At 63.9% G+C, this 17,678-nt stretch carries 16 protein-coding genes; 8 read left to right on the forward strand and 8 right to left on the reverse strand.

The window, feature by feature from the left end:
• The first annotated feature begins 197 nt into the window (after positions 1-197).
• The gene (locus IVB24_RS34190) at positions 198-1,175 is read left to right on the forward strand and encodes a tripartite tricarboxylate transporter substrate binding protein (protein ID WP_247770896.1); all 978 of its coding nucleotides are present in this window, start codon (positions 198-200) and stop codon (positions 1,173-1,175) included.
• Positions 1,176-1,328: 153 nt separating this feature from the next.
• Here IVB24_RS34190 and IVB24_RS34195 read toward each other — a convergent pair whose 3' ends face one another.
• Positions 1,329-3,014, reverse strand: coding sequence for a methyl-accepting chemotaxis protein (locus IVB24_RS34195; RefSeq protein WP_094976939.1), 1,686 nt, complete (start codon positions 3,012-3,014; stop codon positions 1,329-1,331).
• A gap of 266 nt (positions 3,015-3,280) precedes the next feature.
• On the opposite strand from IVB24_RS34195, the gene IVB24_RS34200 reads away from it, so the two are divergent.
• From IVB24_RS34200 to IVB24_RS34225, 6 genes are all read left to right on the forward strand, one after another.
• Positions 3,281-4,324 (forward strand): C-terminal binding protein, encoded by a 1,044-nt coding sequence (locus tag IVB24_RS34200; protein WP_094976938.1) that lies wholly within the window; start codon positions 3,281-3,283, stop codon positions 4,322-4,324.
• An 82-nt stretch (positions 4,325-4,406) separates the two neighbouring features.
• Positions 4,407-5,747, forward strand: a complete 1,341-nt coding sequence (locus tag IVB24_RS34205) for an extracellular solute-binding protein (RefSeq protein ID WP_094976937.1) — start codon at positions 4,407-4,409, stop codon at positions 5,745-5,747.
• A gap of 132 nt (positions 5,748-5,879) precedes the next feature.
• Complete coding sequence (locus IVB24_RS34210) at positions 5,880-6,836, forward strand: sugar ABC transporter permease (RefSeq protein ID WP_094976936.1); 957 nt, start codon at positions 5,880-5,882, stop codon at positions 6,834-6,836.
• Positions 6,829-7,731 carry a carbohydrate ABC transporter permease gene (locus IVB24_RS34215; RefSeq protein ID WP_094976935.1) on the forward strand — a complete coding sequence of 301 codons (903 nt, stop codon included), beginning with the start codon at positions 6,829-6,831 and terminating at the stop codon, positions 7,729-7,731. The genes IVB24_RS34210 and IVB24_RS34215 overlap by 8 nt, the downstream gene beginning before the upstream one ends.
• A gap of 126 nt (positions 7,732-7,857) precedes the next feature.
• On the forward strand, positions 7,858-8,826 hold the full coding sequence (locus IVB24_RS34220) for an MBL fold metallo-hydrolase (RefSeq protein ID WP_140481096.1): 969 nt from the start codon (positions 7,858-7,860) through the stop codon (positions 8,824-8,826).
• Positions 8,827-8,918: 92 nt separating this feature from the next.
• The gene (locus IVB24_RS34225) at positions 8,919-10,274 is read left to right on the forward strand and encodes an esterase-like activity of phytase family protein (protein ID WP_247770899.1); all 1,356 of its coding nucleotides are present in this window, start codon (positions 8,919-8,921) and stop codon (positions 10,272-10,274) included.
• A gap of 102 nt (positions 10,275-10,376) precedes the next feature.
• Here IVB24_RS34225 and IVB24_RS34230 read toward each other — a convergent pair whose 3' ends face one another.
• The 7 genes from IVB24_RS34230 to IVB24_RS34260 form a co-directional block, all read right to left on the reverse strand.
• Positions 10,377-11,744 carry an IS30 family transposase gene (locus IVB24_RS34230; RefSeq protein WP_247770902.1) on the reverse strand — a complete coding sequence of 456 codons (1,368 nt, stop codon included), beginning with the start codon at positions 11,742-11,744 and terminating at the stop codon, positions 10,377-10,379.
• Positions 11,745-11,829: 85 nt separating this feature from the next.
• The gene (locus tag IVB24_RS34235; protein ID WP_247770904.1) at positions 11,830-12,660 is read right to left on the reverse strand and encodes an energy transducer TonB; all 831 of its coding nucleotides are present in this window, start codon (positions 12,658-12,660) and stop codon (positions 11,830-11,832) included.
• A complete protein-coding gene (gene exbD / locus IVB24_RS34240; RefSeq protein WP_094976931.1) occupies positions 12,660-13,100 on the reverse strand; it encodes a TonB system transport protein ExbD in 441 nt (146 codons plus the stop codon). Before exbD ends, IVB24_RS34235 begins: the two co-directional genes overlap by 1 nt.
• Before the next feature lie 3 nt (positions 13,101-13,103).
• The gene (exbB, locus tag IVB24_RS34245; RefSeq protein WP_247770915.1) at positions 13,104-13,853 is read right to left on the reverse strand and encodes a tonB-system energizer ExbB; all 750 of its coding nucleotides are present in this window, start codon (positions 13,851-13,853) and stop codon (positions 13,104-13,106) included.
• A 54-nt stretch (positions 13,854-13,907) separates the two neighbouring features.
• Complete coding sequence (hutX, locus tag IVB24_RS34250) at positions 13,908-14,411, reverse strand: heme utilization cystosolic carrier protein HutX (RefSeq protein ID WP_247770923.1); 504 nt, start codon at positions 14,409-14,411, stop codon at positions 13,908-13,910.
• A gap of 20 nt (positions 14,412-14,431) precedes the next feature.
• A complete protein-coding gene (locus tag IVB24_RS34255; protein WP_094976928.1) occupies positions 14,432-14,764 on the reverse strand; it encodes an antibiotic biosynthesis monooxygenase in 333 nt (110 codons plus the stop codon).
• Between the two features lie 94 nt (positions 14,765-14,858).
• Positions 14,859-17,210 (reverse strand): TonB-dependent hemoglobin/transferrin/lactoferrin family receptor, encoded by a 2,352-nt coding sequence (locus IVB24_RS34260; protein ID WP_247770925.1) that lies wholly within the window; start codon positions 17,208-17,210, stop codon positions 14,859-14,861.
• 264 nt (positions 17,211-17,474) lie between these two features.
• Here IVB24_RS34260 and IVB24_RS34265 point away from each other — a divergent pair, with 264 nt between their 5' ends.
• The gene (locus IVB24_RS34265) at positions 17,475-17,678 is read left to right on the forward strand and encodes a hemin uptake protein HemP (RefSeq protein ID WP_094976926.1); all 204 of its coding nucleotides are present in this window, start codon (positions 17,475-17,477) and stop codon (positions 17,676-17,678) included.

Below are 17,678 nucleotides of genomic sequence, written 5' to 3' on the forward strand. Positions count from 1 at the left end.
GCAGCGCGCAAGCGCTGCGTCGCAGAGCCGGGATCCCGATTGCCGCAGGCATGGGCTCCGGTTCAGCAGCGCACCACGCCGCAAAGGGCGGCGCGCTGCACTGCGCCCGGGGCACAGGAGCAAGTTAACTCACCGCTTCCGATTTCGACGAGGAGACGCTAGGTTCCCCGCCAACAAAAAAGAGGGAACGACCAGACATGCTTTCAGCGTTGATTCGAAACTTGCGTGCCGTCGGCACGGCCGCACTTTGTCTTGCCGCCGCATCCACTGCCCAGGCCGATACCTGGCCGAGCCGCAACATCACGCTGGTGCTGCCGTTTGCGGCCGGCAGCGGCACCGACACGACGACACGGCTGATCTCGCAGCATCTGTCGCAGGCGCTCGGCGTCGGCATCATCATCGAGAACAAGGCGGGTGCCAACGGCATGCTCGCCGCGAGTTATGTCGCCAAGGCCGCCCCCGACGGCTACACGCTACTGGTGACCACCAACACCACGCATTCGGCCAATCCCTATCTGCTCAAGAGCCTCACCTACGATCCGGTCAAGGACTTCACCCCGATCGCGCGCACCGGCGATTTGCCCTTCATGCTGGTCGTCAATCCGGAAGTGCCGGCCAAGACCGTCGGCGAGCTGATCGCCTACGGCAAGGCCAATCCGGGCAAGCTGAGCTACGCCTCGGGATCGTCCTCCGCGATCGTCTCGGGTGCGACCTTTGCCCACAATGCCGGGCTCGACCTGCTGCACGTGCCCTACAAGAGCTCGCCGCCGGCGCTCAACGACGTCATGGGCGGCCGCGTCTCGATGATGTTCGTCGACATCCTCACCGGCCTTCCCCACGTCAATGGCAACGCGCTGCGCGCGCTCGCCGTCACCACCAAGGACCGCTCGCCGCTGGTGCCGAACCTGCCCTCGATGCAGGAGGCGGGCGTACCTGATTTCGACATCACGTCCTGGCAGGGCTATTTCGGCCCCACCGGCCTGCCGAAGGAGATCGTGACCCGGCTCAACGCCGAGATCCGGAAGATCATCGAGAAGCCGGAGATCAAGGCCCAGCTCGCCACTCTCGGCATGGACGCGTTCTCGGGCACGCCGGAACAACTCGGCACGTTCGTGAACGAACAGCTCGTGCTGTGGGAGAAGCTGATCACCAACGCGAAGATCGAGAAGCAGTAGGGGCGCGCGAAAGCGTAGGCCGCATTCTCCGTCATGGCCGGGCTTGTCCCGACCATCCACGTCTATCCGCACATGCGGTGCCCAAGAACGTGGATGCCCGGGACAAGCCCGGGCATGACGACGTCGTGGATAGAGATCGGCTTGCGTGAAAGCTTACGCCGCACGCACCTTGGCGAGGAAGCCGTCCACCGCGCTGCGCAGCGCGCCGGACTGGTTGTCCAGCTCGCGGGCGTTGGTGAGCACGTCGGTGGCGGCAGAGCCGGTCGCTTCCGCGGCCGAGGTGACACCGCCGATATGGGTATTGATCTCGCTCGAGCCGGCCGCAACCGACTGGATGTTGCGGGCGATCTCGCGGGTCGCTTCGCCCTGCTGCTCGATCGATGCGGAAATGCCCGCGGTGATCTCGCTCATCTCGGCGATGGTCTGGGTGATGCCGGAGATGGCCGTGACCGCGTCGCTGGTCGAGGTCTGCATCGCCGCGACCTGCGCGGAGATCTCCTCGGTCGCCTTGGCGGTCTGGTTGGCGAGCGCCTTGACCTCGGAGGCGACGACCGCGAAACCGCGGCCGGATTCACCGGCGCGTGCCGCCTCGATGGTGGCATTGAGCGCGAGCAAATTGGTCTGCGCGGCGATCGAATGGATCAGCTTGACGACTTCGCCGATCTTCTCGGCGCCGGTCGAGAGCACCTGCACGGTGGCGTTGGTACGCTCGGCGTCGCTGACGGCGCGGCTCGCCACTTCGGTCGAGCGGGTGACCTGGCGGGAGATTTCCGCAACCGAGCTCGACAGCTCTTCGGCGGCCGCCGCGACCGTGCCGACATTGCCGGAGGCCTTTTGCGAGGCGGCACCGACGGTCGCCGCGCGCGAGGAGGCATCGCTAGCGGTCGCGGTCATCGACTGCGCCGTCGTCTGCATGCCGGCCGCGGCCGAGGAGACCGAGCGGACGATGCCGTTGACGCTGCGTTCGAAGTCGTTGGCAATGCCCTCCATCGCGCTGCGACGTTCCGCCGCGACGCGCTCCTGGGCATCGGCTTCGGTCTTTTCGAGGTCGCGGATGCGAACCGCGTTGTCCTTGAAGATCTGGACGGTGGAGGCCATCGCGCCGACCTCGTCGCCGCGGCCGACGCCGGGGATCTCGCCCTCGAGCTTGCCGTCGGCGAGTTCCTTCATGCGGGTGCCGAGCAGCGCGAGCGGACGGCTGATGCCGCGGCCGATCAGCCAGGCGACGCTGCCGGCGACGATGACGATTCCGAGCATGGCGAGGCCAAGCAGCCAGTAGACCGGACCCATCTTGGCGTCGATGTCGTCGAGATAGGCGCCGGTTCCGAGATACATGTCGAAACCGGGGACGGCGACGGCGTAGCCGATCTTGCGGATCAGCGCTGCCTGGCCCGGCTTCGCATATTCATAATACAGAAGGATCGAGCCGTTGGCCTTGACGCCGTCCATCAGCTCGGCGGACAGCTTGCGGCCGTTGGTCACGACGTCCATGCGGTTGGCGCCGATCTGTTTCGGATCAGGCGCGAGCTGGGTGATGCCGTCATAGGACGTGCCGAAGAGATAGCCCGAGCCGTTGTCGTAGGTCATCGAATTGCCGTAGCGGCGAAGGTCGGCGAGCGCCGCGTCCTTTGTCATCTCGCCGGCATCGACCCGCTTTTTGAGGGCGAGGGCATAGTTGCGGCCCATATCGACGATCGACTTGGCCTGATCGATGCGCGCATTCACCATCTCGCGCTTCATCAGATAGCCGGCAAGTACACCGGAGATGCAGAGGCCCAACAGCGTGACGCCGACAAGGATGCCGAGCTTGGAGGCGATCTTCAGATTGCTCAATTTCACGGGGGATAGCTCCGGCAGTAAAAGGGGATACGGGCACGCGAGTGAATCGATCGAAATCCATTCAAGTTTTAGTGTGTGACCCCTTATCAAGCAGTTACGGGCGGCTCCGTAGAAGCCCGGACAAAACGCCCGAACGGCTGAATAAAATCGCAGCAACAGCAACCGGCGATTGTACGCATCGACCTCGATTTCGCGTAAAAGACGCAAAGGCCCGCCCCCCCAAGGGACGTGTCACAAGAACCGACAAACCAAATCGGGAGCAGGAAATGCCGAAATACAGGGTGGTGACGCCAAAGGGCGCGAGCTTCACGGTCGCTGGCAGCGACTATTCCTATGAGCGCGAGGCGCTCGATCCGATCGACGCCGAGATCATCGAGGCCCCCGCCGACGAAGCCGGGTTCATCGCCGCCGCAAAGAGCGCGGACGCCATCTATGCCAAGGGCATCCCGATCACCAAGACCATCATCGACAGCTTGCAGAGCTGCAAGGTCATCACGCTCGGCTCGGTCGGAGTCGACAGCGTCGACGTCAAGGCCGCCACCGCGCGCGGCATTCCCGTCACCAACATCCCCGACACCTTCATCGAGGAGGTCGCCGATCACGCCATGATGCTGCTGCTCGCCGGCTTCCGCCGACTGGTCGAGCAGGACCGTATGGTGCGCAGCGGCCGCTGGGCCGAGGGCCGGCCGGCGCTGCTCAAAGTCCCCAGGCTGATGGGCCAGACGCTCGGCTTCGTCTCGTTCGGCCGCGTCGCGCGTGCGGTTGCGAAGCGCGCGGCGCCGTTCGGCCTGCGCATGATGGCCTACGATCCTTTCATCCAGGAAACGCTGATGTGGGACCACGGCGTGATTCCGGCGACGCTGAACGAGGTGCTGTCGCAGTCCGACTTCATCTCGATGCATGCCCCGGCAAGGCCCGAGGTGCATCACATGCTGACCGAGAAGCACTTTCGGCAGATGAAGAAAGGCTCGATCTTCATCAACACCGGGCGCGGCGCCACCGTGGACGAGGAGAGCCTGATCAAGGCGCTGCAGGAGGGCTGGATCGCGCACGCCGCGCTCGACGTGCTGGAGAAGGAGCCGCCCTCCCACAACAATCCCCTGCTCGGCATGGAGAACGTGACCCTGACTGCCCACGTCGCCTCGGCCTCGGCACGGTTTGACGAAGCGCGCAAGCGCCGGGTGGGCTACGAATTGTCACTGGTACTTCAGGGCATGTGGCCGGTAAGCTGCGTCAATCCGTCGGTGCTGCAAGACACCACGCTCCGCCGCTGGCAACCCGTCAGCATGGATCGCGGGCCGAACAGCTAGGCGGCCGGCGCAAAGGCGCCGGAACCGGACGACCCTTCACCGGCGATCAACGCCGGGAAGGGAACATCATAGGGAGGTACTGATGAGGAACGACATCACACGCCGTGATGCCTTGGCGCTGGGCCTGTCCGCTGCAACGCTTGCTGCCACCGGTGCTGCGGCGCAAACATCCACTATCAAGGCGGCCGATGTTCCGGCCCCCAAGCGCGAGATCGAGAAGGGCGCATCCCTGCGCATGCTGCGCCCGGTGCGCTTCGTCCAGGCCGACGAGGACGTCTTCCGCGCCAATGCGGCAAGGTTCACCAAGGAGACCGGAGTCGAGGTCAAGGTCGACTTCGTCGGCTGGGAAGACATCAACCAGCAGACCGCAGTGACCGCCAATTCCGGCGCCGGCCCCGACATCATCATCGGCTTCTCCGACGCGCCGCACATTTACATCGACAAGCTGATCGAGCTGACCGACGTCGCCGACTATGTCGGCAAGCGCTATGGCGGCTGGCTGCCGCTGGCGCAGCGCTACGGCAAGAGGAACAAGAGCGACGCCTGGATCGGCCTGCCGTTCGGTGCGACCGCGGGACCGCTGATCTACCGCAAGTCGATCCTGCAATCGGTCGGCTTCGACAAGGTGCCGGAAGACCATGCCGGAATCCTCGACCTGTGCCAGAAGCTGCACAAGGCCGGTAAACCGGCCGGCTTCGCACTCGGCAACGCCAAGGGCGACGGCAACGGCTTCGCCAACTGGGCGCTGTGGTCGCACAACGCCTCCCTGCTCGACGAGGAGGGCAACGTCATCATCAACAGCAAGGAGACCATCGCGGCGCTGAACTGGGTCAAGCAGATCTACCCGACCTTCATCGCCGGCACGCCGTCATGGAACGACGTCAGCAACAACCGCGCCTATTCCTCGCAGGAAATCTCGCTGACGGCCAACGGCGTCTCGTTGTACTTCTCGCTCAAGAACGACCCGGCGACCAAGGCGATCGCCGACGACAGCGAGCATCAGCTGCTGCCCAAGGGCCTGGCCAAGGTCTCTCCGATGGCGGGGCTGACCCTCAATGCCATGCTGTTCAAGCACAGCCCGTATCCCAACGCCGCAAAGGCCTTCCTGCAATACATGCTGGAGAAGGACCAGTACGAGCCGTGGCTCAACGCCAATTCCGGGTACTGGTCGCAGCCGCTGGCTGCCTATGCCGAGGCAGCCGTCTGGAAAGGCGACCCCAAGGTCTCGATCTTCAAGGACACGATGAACAGCACTTACTATGACGGCTACAAAGGCCCGATCTCGACGGCGACCGGAGCCGTCAGTGCCGACTACGTGCTGATCCAGATGTGCGCGTCCGTTGCGACCGGTGCGGCCACGCCGGAGGCCGCAGCCGCGGAAGCCGAGCAACGCTGCAAGCGGTACTTCCGGCGGCAGCGATAGCAGCCGAACGACCGTCATAGCGAGGAGCGAAGCGACGAAGCAATCCAGACTGCAGCCGCGGCGACAGACTGGATTGCTTCGCTTCGCTCCAAACGACGGGTGTGGTGACTTTCACAGACGGGACAACACCTGATGTCCGTTACGACGTTTTCCTCCCCAGCCTTGGCCCAACGGCAACCGAACTGGATCGTGCGGCTGTTCGACTACAAGCCGTTCCTGATCGCGATGTGCCTGGCGCCCGCGATCGGGCTGCTGTCGGTGTTCCTGACCTATCCGCTCGGCCTCGGCATCTGGCTCGCCTTCACCGACACCACGATCGGCCGCCGCGGCGTCTTCGTCGGCTTCGAGAATTTCCAGTACCTGCTCACCGATCCCCTGTGGTGGAACGCGGTCTTCTACAGCGTGGTCTATACGGGCATCGCGACCTTCGGGAAGTTCGCGCTCGGCTTCTGGCTCGCGCTGCTGCTCAACAACCATTTTCCGTTCAAGAGCATCCTGCGTGCGATCATCCTGTTGCCCTGGATCGTGCCGACGGTGCTCTCGGCGCTGGCGTTCTGGTGGATCTACGATCCGCAGTTCTCGATCATCTCCTATCTGTTGGTCGACGTGCTGCACTGGCGGTCGAGCAATGTCGACTTCCTCGGCTCGGCGTGGCCGGCGCGCTTCTCGCTGATCGCCGCCAACATCTGGCGCGGCATTCCCTTCGTCGCGATCTCGTTGCTGGCAGGACTTCAGACCATCTCGCCCTCGCTCTACGAGGCCGCGATGCTCGACGGGGCCAGCGCCTGGCAGCGCTTCCGCTATATTACCTTCCCGATGATGATGCCGATCCTGGCCATCGTCATGACCTTCTCGATCATCTTCACCTTCACCGACTTCCAGCTGGTCTACGCCATCACCCGCGGCGGGCCCGTCAACTCCACCCATCTGCTGGCGACCCTGGCGTTCCAGCGCGGCATCGCCGGCGGCGAGCTGGGCGAGGGAGCGGCGATCGCGGTGTCGATGATCCCGTTCCTGATCTTCGCGACGCTATTCTCTTATTTCGGCCTGGCCCGCCGCAAATGGCAGCAGGGAGAGGCCAATGACTGACACCGTCGCGCAAACCGCCGCCGTGGCCAACGCGAAAGCGGCACCCGACACCATGGCCTGGGATTCCGGGCTTCGGCGGCTGATGATGATCTACCTGCCGCTCGGCTGCTTCGTGCTGATCCTGCTGTTTCCGTTCTACTGGATGGCGATCACCTCGTTCAAACCGAACGCCGAGCTGCTCAATTACAAGGAGCACAACCCGTTCTGGATCTCCTCGCCGACGCTCGCCCACATCAAGCACCTGCTGTTCGACACTTCCTATCCGCGCTGGCTGTGGACGACGATGACGGTGGCGATCGGCTCGACCACGCTGTCCCTGATCGCGAGCACTCTCGCCGCCTACGCCATCGAGCGCCTGCGTTTCCGCGGCAGCCCTTATGTCGGCCTCGGCATTTATCTGGCCTATCTCGTGCCACCGTCGATCCTGTTCATTCCGCTCGCCACCGTCATCGTGCAGTTCGGCCTGTTCGACTCACCTTTGGCCCTGATCCTGGTCTATCCGACCTTCCTGGTGCCGTTCTGCACCTGGCTCCTGATCGGCTATTTCAAGTCGATTCCCTATGAGCTCGAGGAATGCGCGCTGGTCGACGGCGCCACGCGGCTGCAGATCCTGCGCCGCGTCACGCTGCCGCTGGCGGTGCCCGGGCTGATCTCGGCCGGCATCTTCTCCTTCACGCTGTCCTGGAACGAATTCATCTACGCGCTCGCCTTCATCCAGAGCGGCGCCAACAAGACCGTACCGGTCGCGATCCTGACCGAGCTCGTCACCGGCGACGTCTACCAATGGGGCGCGCTGATGGCCGGATCGCTGCTCGGTTCGCTGCCGGTCGCGGTCTTCTACTCGCTGTTCGTGGACTACTACGTGTCCTCGCTGACCGGCGCGGTGAAGGAGTAGCTACCCGCTTCGCACGAACGATCGTGCTATCGTGATAGATCGCATCCCTGCTCCGATGCTACCTGCTGCATCGGCGGTGGGGGAGCGTTGGCGCTACCGACACTCGCTCCAGAAAGCGAGGATTCCATGGGATCGCCCAAACTCCCCTCACTGTCCCGGCGAGGCTTTTGCCTGTGCTGCGTCGGCGGCGCTTTCGCCGCCACGACAGGTTGGCTTACGCCGAGGCAGGCCTATGCCGAGGCCCGCGGTATCGTCAGCCTGATCAAGGACAGCGCCGCGACATCGCCGATCACGACCTACAAGCTGCGCAACAACATCAGCGTGCTCGAAGGATCCGGGGGCAACATCGCCGTGCTGACCGGCCCGGACGGCAAGCTGCTGATCGATGCGGGCATCCGTGTCTCGCGTCCCCAGCTCACCAAGGCGCTGGCCGATCTGGGCGCGGATCCCGTCACGCACCTCGTCAACACCCACTGGCACTTCGACCACGCCGACGGCAACGAATGGCTGCATTCAGCCGGCGCCAGGATCATTGCACACGAAAACACCCGGAAGCATCTCCTCCAGGTCGAGCGCGTCGACGACTGGGACTACAATTTCCTTCCGCTCGGCGCGGGTGGAATTCCCAGTGAAGTCTTTGCAGGCAGCCACGCGCTCAAGCTCAACGGAACCTCGATCAGCCTGAAATACCACGGGCCCGCGCACACCGACAGCGACATCTCCGTCACCTTCGCAGACGCCAACGTCGTTCACGTCGCCGATTTGTTCTGGAACGGCATCTATCCGTTCATCGACTATTCGACCGGCGGAAGCATCGACGGGATGATCGCTGCATGCGACGCCAATCTTGCGGCAATGGACAAGGACACGATCGTCATCGCCGGACATGGCAAGCCGGTCAGCAACAAAGCCGAGTTTCAGGCCTTTCGCGACATGCTCGTCGGAATCCGCGACAACGTCGCCCGGCTCAAGAGGCAGGGACGAACGCGGGACGAAACCGTTGCGGCCAAGCCGACAGCGGCCTTCGACGCGATATGGGGTCAGTTCGTGATCGATCCCGGCTTCTTCACCAGGCTGGTCTACCAGGGCGTGTAGGGCGCCGCCGTCATCTGCGGCGTTTGGCCCGGCTTCACAATACTGCAACACGCGATCCGCATAAGGCGTGCGTCCGCCAACAGGAGACGCACATGCGCGCGACTTTTCTCAGCACCGTCGCAACGATCGTTCTCGCCGCGAGCTCCGCGCTCGCGCAGAGCGAGGGTGAATTCCCCGCCAAGCTCGCCGGCCACGTGGTGATGCCGGCCGCGACCTTCATCGACGCCCCCGCCGATGCCCCTGCCGATCTCAAGACCTCCGGCAAATACACCACCGGCAAGCGGGTCGACGCGCTCGGCACCGTGATGGGCAAGTCCTATGAGCGGGCGACCGGCGTGTCGCTGCCGTTCAAAGGCCAGCCGCTGCAGGGCCATTCCGGCATCAAGACCATGCCCGACGGCAGCTTCTGGGTCATCACAGACAACGGCATGGGCGCACGCGCCAATTCGCCGGATTCGATGCTGTACCTGAACCGCTACAAGATGGACTGGGCCGGCGGCAAGATCGAGCGGCTGGAAACCATCTTCCTGCACGATCCCGACAGGAAGGTCCCGTTCCGCATCGTCCACGAGGACACGCCGAAGCGCTACCTCACCGGCGCCGACTTCGACACCGAAGGCTTCCAGATCATCGGCGACAGCTTCTGGATCGGCGACGAGTTCGGCCCCTACATCCTCAAGGCCGACAAATCAGGCAAGATCCTCGGTGTGTTCGATACGGTCGCCGATGGCAAGCCGGTGCGCTCGCCGGATCATTGGGCGGTGGCGACGCCCGGCGCGCCGGGTGCGACCTACACCAACGTCAACCTCCGCCGCTCCAAGGGCTATGAGGGCTTTGCCTCCTCCAAGGACGGCAAGTTCCTGTACGGCCTGCTCGAAGGACCGCTGTGGGATGCCGAGAAGAAGGACTGGGAAAAGGTCGACGGCAAGGAAGCCTCCCGCATCCTCGAATTCGACGTCGCCGCCGGGAAGTTCACCGGCCGCTATTGGCAATATGTGTTCGAGCAGAACGGCAACGCCATCGGCGATTTCAACATGATCGACCAGGCCTCCGGCCTCATCATCGAGCGCGACAATGGCGAAGGCACGGCCGACAAGGCCTGCCCGCAAGGCACCCGCGGCGAGAATTGCTTCCCGGATCTTGCCAAGTTCAAGCGCGTCTACAAGATCGAGCTCAACGAGGCCAATGTCGGCAAGTCCGTGCGCAAGATCGGCTATATCGATCTCATGAAGATCAGGGATCCCGACAAGAAGGCGAGGAAGCCGCTCAATGACGGCGTCTACACCTTCCCGTTCTTCACCATCGAGAACGTCGATCGCGTCGACGACACCCACATCATCGTCGGCAACGACAACAATCTGCCGTTCTCCTCCAGCCGCGATCCCAACAAGGCCGACGACGACGAGTTCATGCTGCTCGAGGTCGCGGACTTCCTGAAGGCGAAGTAGGGAGAGGTTCTCTCAACACGGTCATCGCCCGGCTTGACCGGCGATCCAGTACTCCGAGACGCCTGTCATCAAACTGCGCCGATCTCGGCCTACTGGGCGGATTCAACCGTTCGTCGCAACAGTCTGTGTATCGCTCACTTGGAGCAGTTCGTCGAGGGTTTCTGCCGGTGTTTTCCAGCCGAGGGTTTTCCGGGGCCTGGTGTTAAGTGCAAGAGCCACGGCCTCGAGATCGTCGGCATCATGCATGCTGAGATCCGTCCCCTTTGGAAAGTACTGGCGCAACAACCCATTCGTGTTCTCGTTGGTGCCGCGCTGCCACGGGCTATGGGGGTCGCAGAAGTAGACCTGCACGCCTGCATCAATCTTCAGACGCGCGTGCTGAGCCAGCTCAGCTCCTTGATCCCAAGTTAGAGACCGCCGCAGTTGCTCGGGCATGGTGAAGATTGCGCGGGTGATGGCGTCGCGCACGGCCTCAGCGCCATGTCCGGCGAGTGCAGGTCCGTTCTTCACGCGAGCTTCCTGTTTCTGACCGGTCATGCGCGGCAGATGCAGCAGAATGGTAAAACGGGTCGTGCGCTCCACCAAGGTGCCGATCGCGGAACTACCAAGCCCCATGATGAGGTCACCTTCCCAGTGACCCGGCACAGCTCGATCGGCGGCTTCCGCCGGACGTTGACTGATCATGATCTCGGAAGGAATGAAGCTTCTGCCTTTGCAGGCGCGCGCCCTCGGCATCCGCAAGACCCGCCCGGTGCGCAAGCAGGCCGTCAGTTCGCGGCGCAAAGCTCCTCGACCCTGCACATAAAGTGCCTGATAAATTGCTTCGTGACTGATGCGCATCGTCTCATCCTCGGGAAAGTCGAGCCGAAGACGCCGAGAAATCTGTTCCGGGCTCCATGCCCTCGCCCAGCGTCGGTTTTGCCGATGCACGGCCCGGCGTCCCTTCCACACGACCTTCGGACCAACGAGGGGCAACCCGTCTGGCTTGGCGATCATACCGGCAAGCCTGTCCTGCACATAATCCCGCAGGGTCGGGTTGATTGCCAACTTCGCCAACTTGGGCCGTCGGGCGGACCGATCAGCGTGCCATTGGGCCGTGGTCGCTCGGTACTCTGGAGCGCCGCGGCGGCGCGCCACATTGCGCCGGAGCTCACGAGAGATCGTGCATGGAGGCCGACCGAGCTGACGAGCGATGGCTCGCACCCCATGCCCCTGCGCACGCAAGATGGCAATCTCCTCACGTTCGGCAAACGACAGATAGCGCGCCGACGGAGGTTTGGACGATCGCGACAAATGTGTTGGCGGCATACCGCCCGCCCTCCGGAACCAGCGTACTCCGACCGACGGCGACACCCCGGCCTCAACTGCAGCATCCCCGCTCGATCGTCCCAAGGCAATCGCAGCCCAGAACGGTCTGTAATCCTCTCGAAGCGCCTCTCGAGCACGACCTGCCCGCACACCCTTCTCCATCGCAACCTCCTTGTTAGACTGTTGCGACGAACGGTTGAATCCGCCCTGGATGCTCCGGTCAAGCCGGGGCATGACAGCGGAGGGCCTACCGCACCGTAAACTCCACCGGGATCGAAAAGCTCATCGCGCCGTTCCTGATCTCGTCCGGGAACGGCGGAAACGGCGAGGCCTGGCGGATCATCGACATGGCCTGGGCATCGAAAGCGGCAACACCGGACGAACCGCCGATGCGGCTGGACGTGACCTGCCCGCTGCGGCTGAGGGTGAAGCTGAGCCTCGCAACACCGCGCGCGCCTTCGCCACCGGACGGATATTGGTGAAAGCGCATCAGATGCGCGCGGACGCGTTGATTGTAGGACGCGACCGCCGACGCCACGGCGCCCGCGCTCTGGGCCGATGCCAGCGGAGCCTCGCGCTCGGCGCGCGGGGCTGCGCTGGTGCGCGGCGCGGGCGTCGCATCGGACGGTTTCTTGGCCTCGCGGCGAACCACCTTCGGCTTCGCTGGGGCCGGCTTTTCGACCGGCACGATCTTCGCGGGCTCCGGCTTGGCCGGGGTCGGCTCAAGCTTCTGCTCCGGCGGCGCCACGACATCAGGCTTTTCCTGCAGCGGCGTCGGAGCAATGGTCTCCTCGACCACCGGCTGCAGCACGGGCTCCGGCGGCGAGGCGTCCGCCTCCTGCATCACCGGTCCCGGCGCAACGTCGTCCTGCGTCGACTGCGGCGCCGAGGTCACCTGTGCCATGTCGACCATGATTGCCGGCAGGCTGACGCCCTGCTCCGGTTGCGACCTGATCCAATTCATCGCAAGTAGCGCGGCAGCCAGATGCAACATCACGATCACCGCCGCCGAGAGGCCCCAGCGCGCGGTTTCGCGCTCTCGAAGCGGTTCGTGCAGGGCGAAGGCGTTGGCACTCATCAAGTGCGTCCGTCGAGGCCGACGAGGGCGACCTTGAGATAGCCGGCGTTGCGCAAGGTGTTCATCACCTCCATCAGGTCGCCATAGGAGACGGCCTTGTCGGCGCGCAGATAGATCCGCTCGTCCTTGCGGCCCTTGGTGGCGGCATCGAGCGAAGTGCCGAGCATCTCGCGAGCGATGATGTCTTCGCCGACCGCGATGGACAGGTCCGGCTTGACGGTGACGAAGACCGGCTTATCGGGGCGCGGCGCCGGCTCGGCCGCGGTGGCCGGCAGCTCGACGCCGATGTCGACGGTGGCGAGTGGGGCCGCCACCATGAAGATGATCAGCAGCACCAGCATCACGTCGATGAACGGCGTGACGTTGATCTCATGGGTGACGTCGAGATCATCCGGGTCGCCGCGCGAGCCGAGCTTCGATGCGCCGAGCTTTGCGCCCATGACCTACTCCGCCGCCCGTGCCAGGCGGAATTCCCTGATGTCGCGCTGGCGGCTGAACAGCAACAGGAGCTGCGCCGAAGCGTCGCCGAGCAGCGCCCGATAATTGGCGATGCCGCGAACGAGGTGATTGTAGATCACGACCGCCGGGATCGCCGCGACGAGGCCGAGCGCGGTGGCAAGCAGCGCCTCCGCGATGCCCGGCGCGACCACCGCAAGGCTGGTGGTGTGGCTCTCGGAGATGCCGATGAAGGCGTTCATGATGCCCCAGACGGTCCCGAACAGGCCGACGAAGGGCGCAGTGGCGCCGATGGTCGCGAGTATGCCGGTGCCGCGCGCGATCTGCCTGGACATCGCCGCCTCGACCCGCTCGAGCCGGAGCGCAACCCGCTCCTGAAGACCGTCGTCGAGGACACCGCCGGACAGCTCCGCTTCCTTTGCGCAGGACTGAATGAGCTGGGCGACCGCGTCGTGTGCGTCGCCGACCCGCTCGGCCGCCTCGGTCAATCTGATGTTGCCTTCGAGGGCGCGCGTTCGCTGCAAGGCTCGCGCGCCCTTGCGGCGCAGCTCGATGGACTTGGCAAGCCATACCGTCCAGGTCACCAGCGACGCTATGGCCAGGCCGACCATCACCGCCTTCACGACGATGTCGGCTCCCATGAACATGCCCCAAGGCGACAGATTGCGCGGCAGCAGCGCTTCGTCGCTCGCGAAGGCGGGCGCCGGCGCAAGCGCCAGCGCAATTGCCACGATCATTCGCCGAAGCCCGAATATGCCCTGCATACTGATCTCCCGACAGACAGATAGACGCTACGCCGCGATCCGGTCCGCAAGCTGCCGGAACCGCGCGAGCTGGTCACCGCGCAGCGCCCGCGTCTCGTCGCAGCCGACAAAGACCTTGAACATGATGCCGCCGTCCGCATTGACGAACGCGACGAAGGCCGAACTCTTGCCCATGAAGGGACGCTCGACGAAGGCAACGCCTGCGCAGCGCTCGTGGCGGAGATGGCCGTGCAGGCCCTTCGGCTGCATCAGGTTGAAATAGCCGCGCCCGATCTCGCCGGCGGGAATTGCGCCGGTGAACTCGAAGATCGCATCATCGGTGTGGACGATCAGGGTAACTTCTCCCCACGTCGCGATGTCCTGCATGGCGGCGGCGAAGTGCTCACCACTGCCAATGCGCACCATCTCGGGCGGCAGCGCCTCGATCACGACGCGCGGCGAGACCTTGCGCTCGCGCGCGACGTCCTCGATCACCGCACCGGGATTGTCGGCCATATATGCCTTGAGGTCGGCGAGATCGGTGCTCAGCATGTCCGGCTCCCTGTCTCTGCTCAGGCGGCCGCGGCCTTGCGCTCGCTCTGGATCACCTCAAAGCCTTCGAATTTGGGGTGGCCGAGATAAAGGCTCTCGCCGGTCTGATTGTCGGCGCGGGCATGGGCGCGACGAAATTGGTCCGAGCGCGTCCAGCCCTCGAACGCCGCTTTGTCGACCCAGGTCGTGTGCGACGAATAGAGCGTGTGGTCCTCTGCCTCCGGGCCCTTCAACAGGTGAAACTCGATGAAGCCCGGCATGCTGCCGAGATAGGATTCACGGGTGGCCCAGACTGTTTCGAACGCGGTCTCCGCGCCCTTCTTCACCTGGAAACGATTCATGGCGATGAACATCAAAGTCTCTCCTTCTGATCAAAACGAAACGTGCCGAAGCCGCGCTGGAGCATCAGCGCGGCCCGGCGGGATTGGCAGTGTTGCGGGCCCTCGCCTATGCACCTCCAAAATGGATCTTCATGCCGGCCTTGTAGACCCTGCCCGGCCCCGCGCTCGACCACAGCACGTCGTTCTGCGTGGTGCCGTCGGTCGAACTGCCGGGAATGGCGTAAGGCCGGTAGTACTGGTTCAAGAGATTGTCGATCGAGGCCGAGAACACAATGTCCCGGGTCGCATTGTAGGTCATGTACAGATTGACCAGTTCGTAGCCCGTCGCGGGCAGATAGCCGGCGGGTACGTCATTGTTGGCACCGTATGAGGCCCACTGCGCCGTCAGGATCAGGCTGCGATCGAGCAGGCGGACACCGCCGGTCGTGACGACCTTGCGCGGGGTGATGGTGGCGAGTCCGACATTGGTGACGGCGTTCTTGCCCTGGATGTAATGACCGGCGACACCGATGAACCAGCTGCCGGCATCATACATCGTCTCCGCCTCGAAGCCCTGGATGCGGGCCTGCGCAATGTTCTGATACTGGTAGTACTGGCTGAAAGAGCCGAACGGCGGCACCGCGACCGGCGCCGAGGCGACGAGGTCGATATAGTCGCTGACGTCGTTGCGGAAAAGATTGATCTTGCCGCGGAAGGAGTCCGAGGCCGAGAAGATGTTGTCGTACTTCAGATTGAAGCCGACTTCCTTGTTCTTGCCGACCTCCGGACGCAGGTTCGGGTTCGGCAGGAAGCAGAACAGGCCGACAGTGCCGTCGGGACAGGGGAAGAAGGCCGGCCCGCCGCCGGTCGCATGCGCGCCGGAGATCACGGTTTCAGTGATCGATGGAGCGCGATAGCCTTCGGCATAGCTCACATAGGGCTGGAAGCCGGGAACGGGCGTGACGCCGAGGGTGATCTTCGGCGAGAAACGGTCCCCGCTGCCGTTGGTCATGCCCGACTCCAGATCGTAGCGATCATAACGGATCGCGCTCACCGCCTCGAACCAGGTGCTGTAGTTCTGCTTCAATTGCAGGAATCCGCCGGACACGGTGCGGATGCCGCTCGGCGTGGTGATGTTGGAATTGCCGCGGCTGTCGGTCGTGATCACGTCGTCCTGGAACGCGTCGAAGCCGACGGTGAGGGCGTTGCGCCAGTCGCCGACGTTGAACCGCGTGGTATTGTTGGCGTCGATGCCGTAGGTATTGAGGACATAGCCGCGCTTGTCGCCGATGCAGCCGGAGATGTTGTTGCCGAAATTGCCGGTGCCGCACAGGGCCGTACCCGAGGTCGAATAGTGGTAGGTCTTGGTCTGGTCGTTGTCGACGCGGTTGCCGTAGACCGACATGTGCCAATCGAACAAATTGTCGCTCGGCAGCGCATAATTCCAGGTGATCGTGCCGGTGTAGTTCTTGGCATCGGAAGCGTAGACCGATGAGCCCTGATAGAGCGCCCGCTGGGCTGCAGTCGCAACGGGCCCTCGGTTGAACTGGCCGACATCGTATTGATAATCCTGGAAGATGGCGCCGAACTTGACCTCATGGCCGAGGGCGGGACGCACCGTGAGCTTCATCAGACCGCTCTCGACCTGATTGCCGGTGTTGCCGATCTCGGTGCCGTTGCCGTCCTTGTAATTGCCCTGGGTACGATAGACCGCGCCACCGAAGATATCGACGTCGGGCGTGGCGCGCACGCCTCCGAAGACCGAGCCGAGGCCGCGATTGTTGTTGGATCCGTAGGAGCCCGAGAGATCGACACCCCAGCGCTCACCGGGACGCAGCACGTCGTCGATGTCCTTGGTGCGGAAAGAGACCAGGCCGCCGATCGCGCCGGACCCGTAGATGTTCGCGGTCGGACCGCGCACGACGTCGACGCCGCCGACCAGTTCAGGATCGAGGAAGAACGAGCCGCTCGCATTGTGGCCGGTGCGCTGGTAATTCTGGCGCGCACCATCGACGACCACCGCAACGCGCCCAAACTCCTGCAGACCGCGGATGTTGATGACGGTCGCGGGATCATCGCCGCGCTCCTGGAACGAGACGCCGGGCACCGCATAGAAGATGCCCGACAGCCGGTTGGGCTGAATTCCCTGGATCTGATCGAGAGAAATGGAGCTGACGGGCGCGAGCGAGTCGATGGCGCGCTCCTTGGTCTTCGTTGCGGCTGCGGTGATGGTGTCGAGCGCCTGAACCGGCGCCGTTCCGCCGGCCTGGGCCCGGGCGTCGAGGAGCTCCGGCGTTGCCTGCTGCGCGACTGGCGGCTTGGCCTGCTTGCGCCTGGCCTGCTTCGGCCGTTCCGTCGACGCGCGTTCAGCTTGCGGCGATGCGGTCTGCGCAAGACCGCTCTCCGTCGTCAATGCCGCAAATGAAACCACCGACGCGCCCAAAATCAAGGCGCGCGAATACCTAGCCCCGTCAGCCATATCTGCCCCAGCCTGCACTTCACTCTGTTTTTTAGGGTCTTCTGGCTGGCGTGCGCTCGCAACGCGAACGACTGGCTGGCTGATTTTCTCGAGACGCGGGCAAGTCGCCGCGCCGCCATAATTGGTTACGTGGCAACACTCTGACGGTCAATGTCACAAGGTTGCAGTTTATATCGATTGTAAATCGCGGCCGTTGGAATGCGCTTCGTGCCGCCTGTACAAACAAGCAGCACTCCAGAGTTTCGAAAGCGCATCACACCCAACATGTCAGCAACATCAGGAGACGGCGGCAGCGCGGCGGGGTCGGCTGGAAGCCCTTCTGCGGCAACGAGAACGCTCACCATGCGCGGGAGCCGGATCGACAGTCGCGAGCTGTTTGCGGCCGAGCGCGAGATCATCATCGCGCATGGCGAGGACAGCTATCGGCTTCGCCTGACCTCGCAGAACAAGCTGATCCTGACGAAGTAA

This window comes from Bradyrhizobium sp. 192, assembly GCF_023100965.1.
GTDB classification, from domain to species: Bacteria; Pseudomonadota; Alphaproteobacteria; order Rhizobiales; family Xanthobacteraceae; genus Bradyrhizobium; species Bradyrhizobium symbiodeficiens.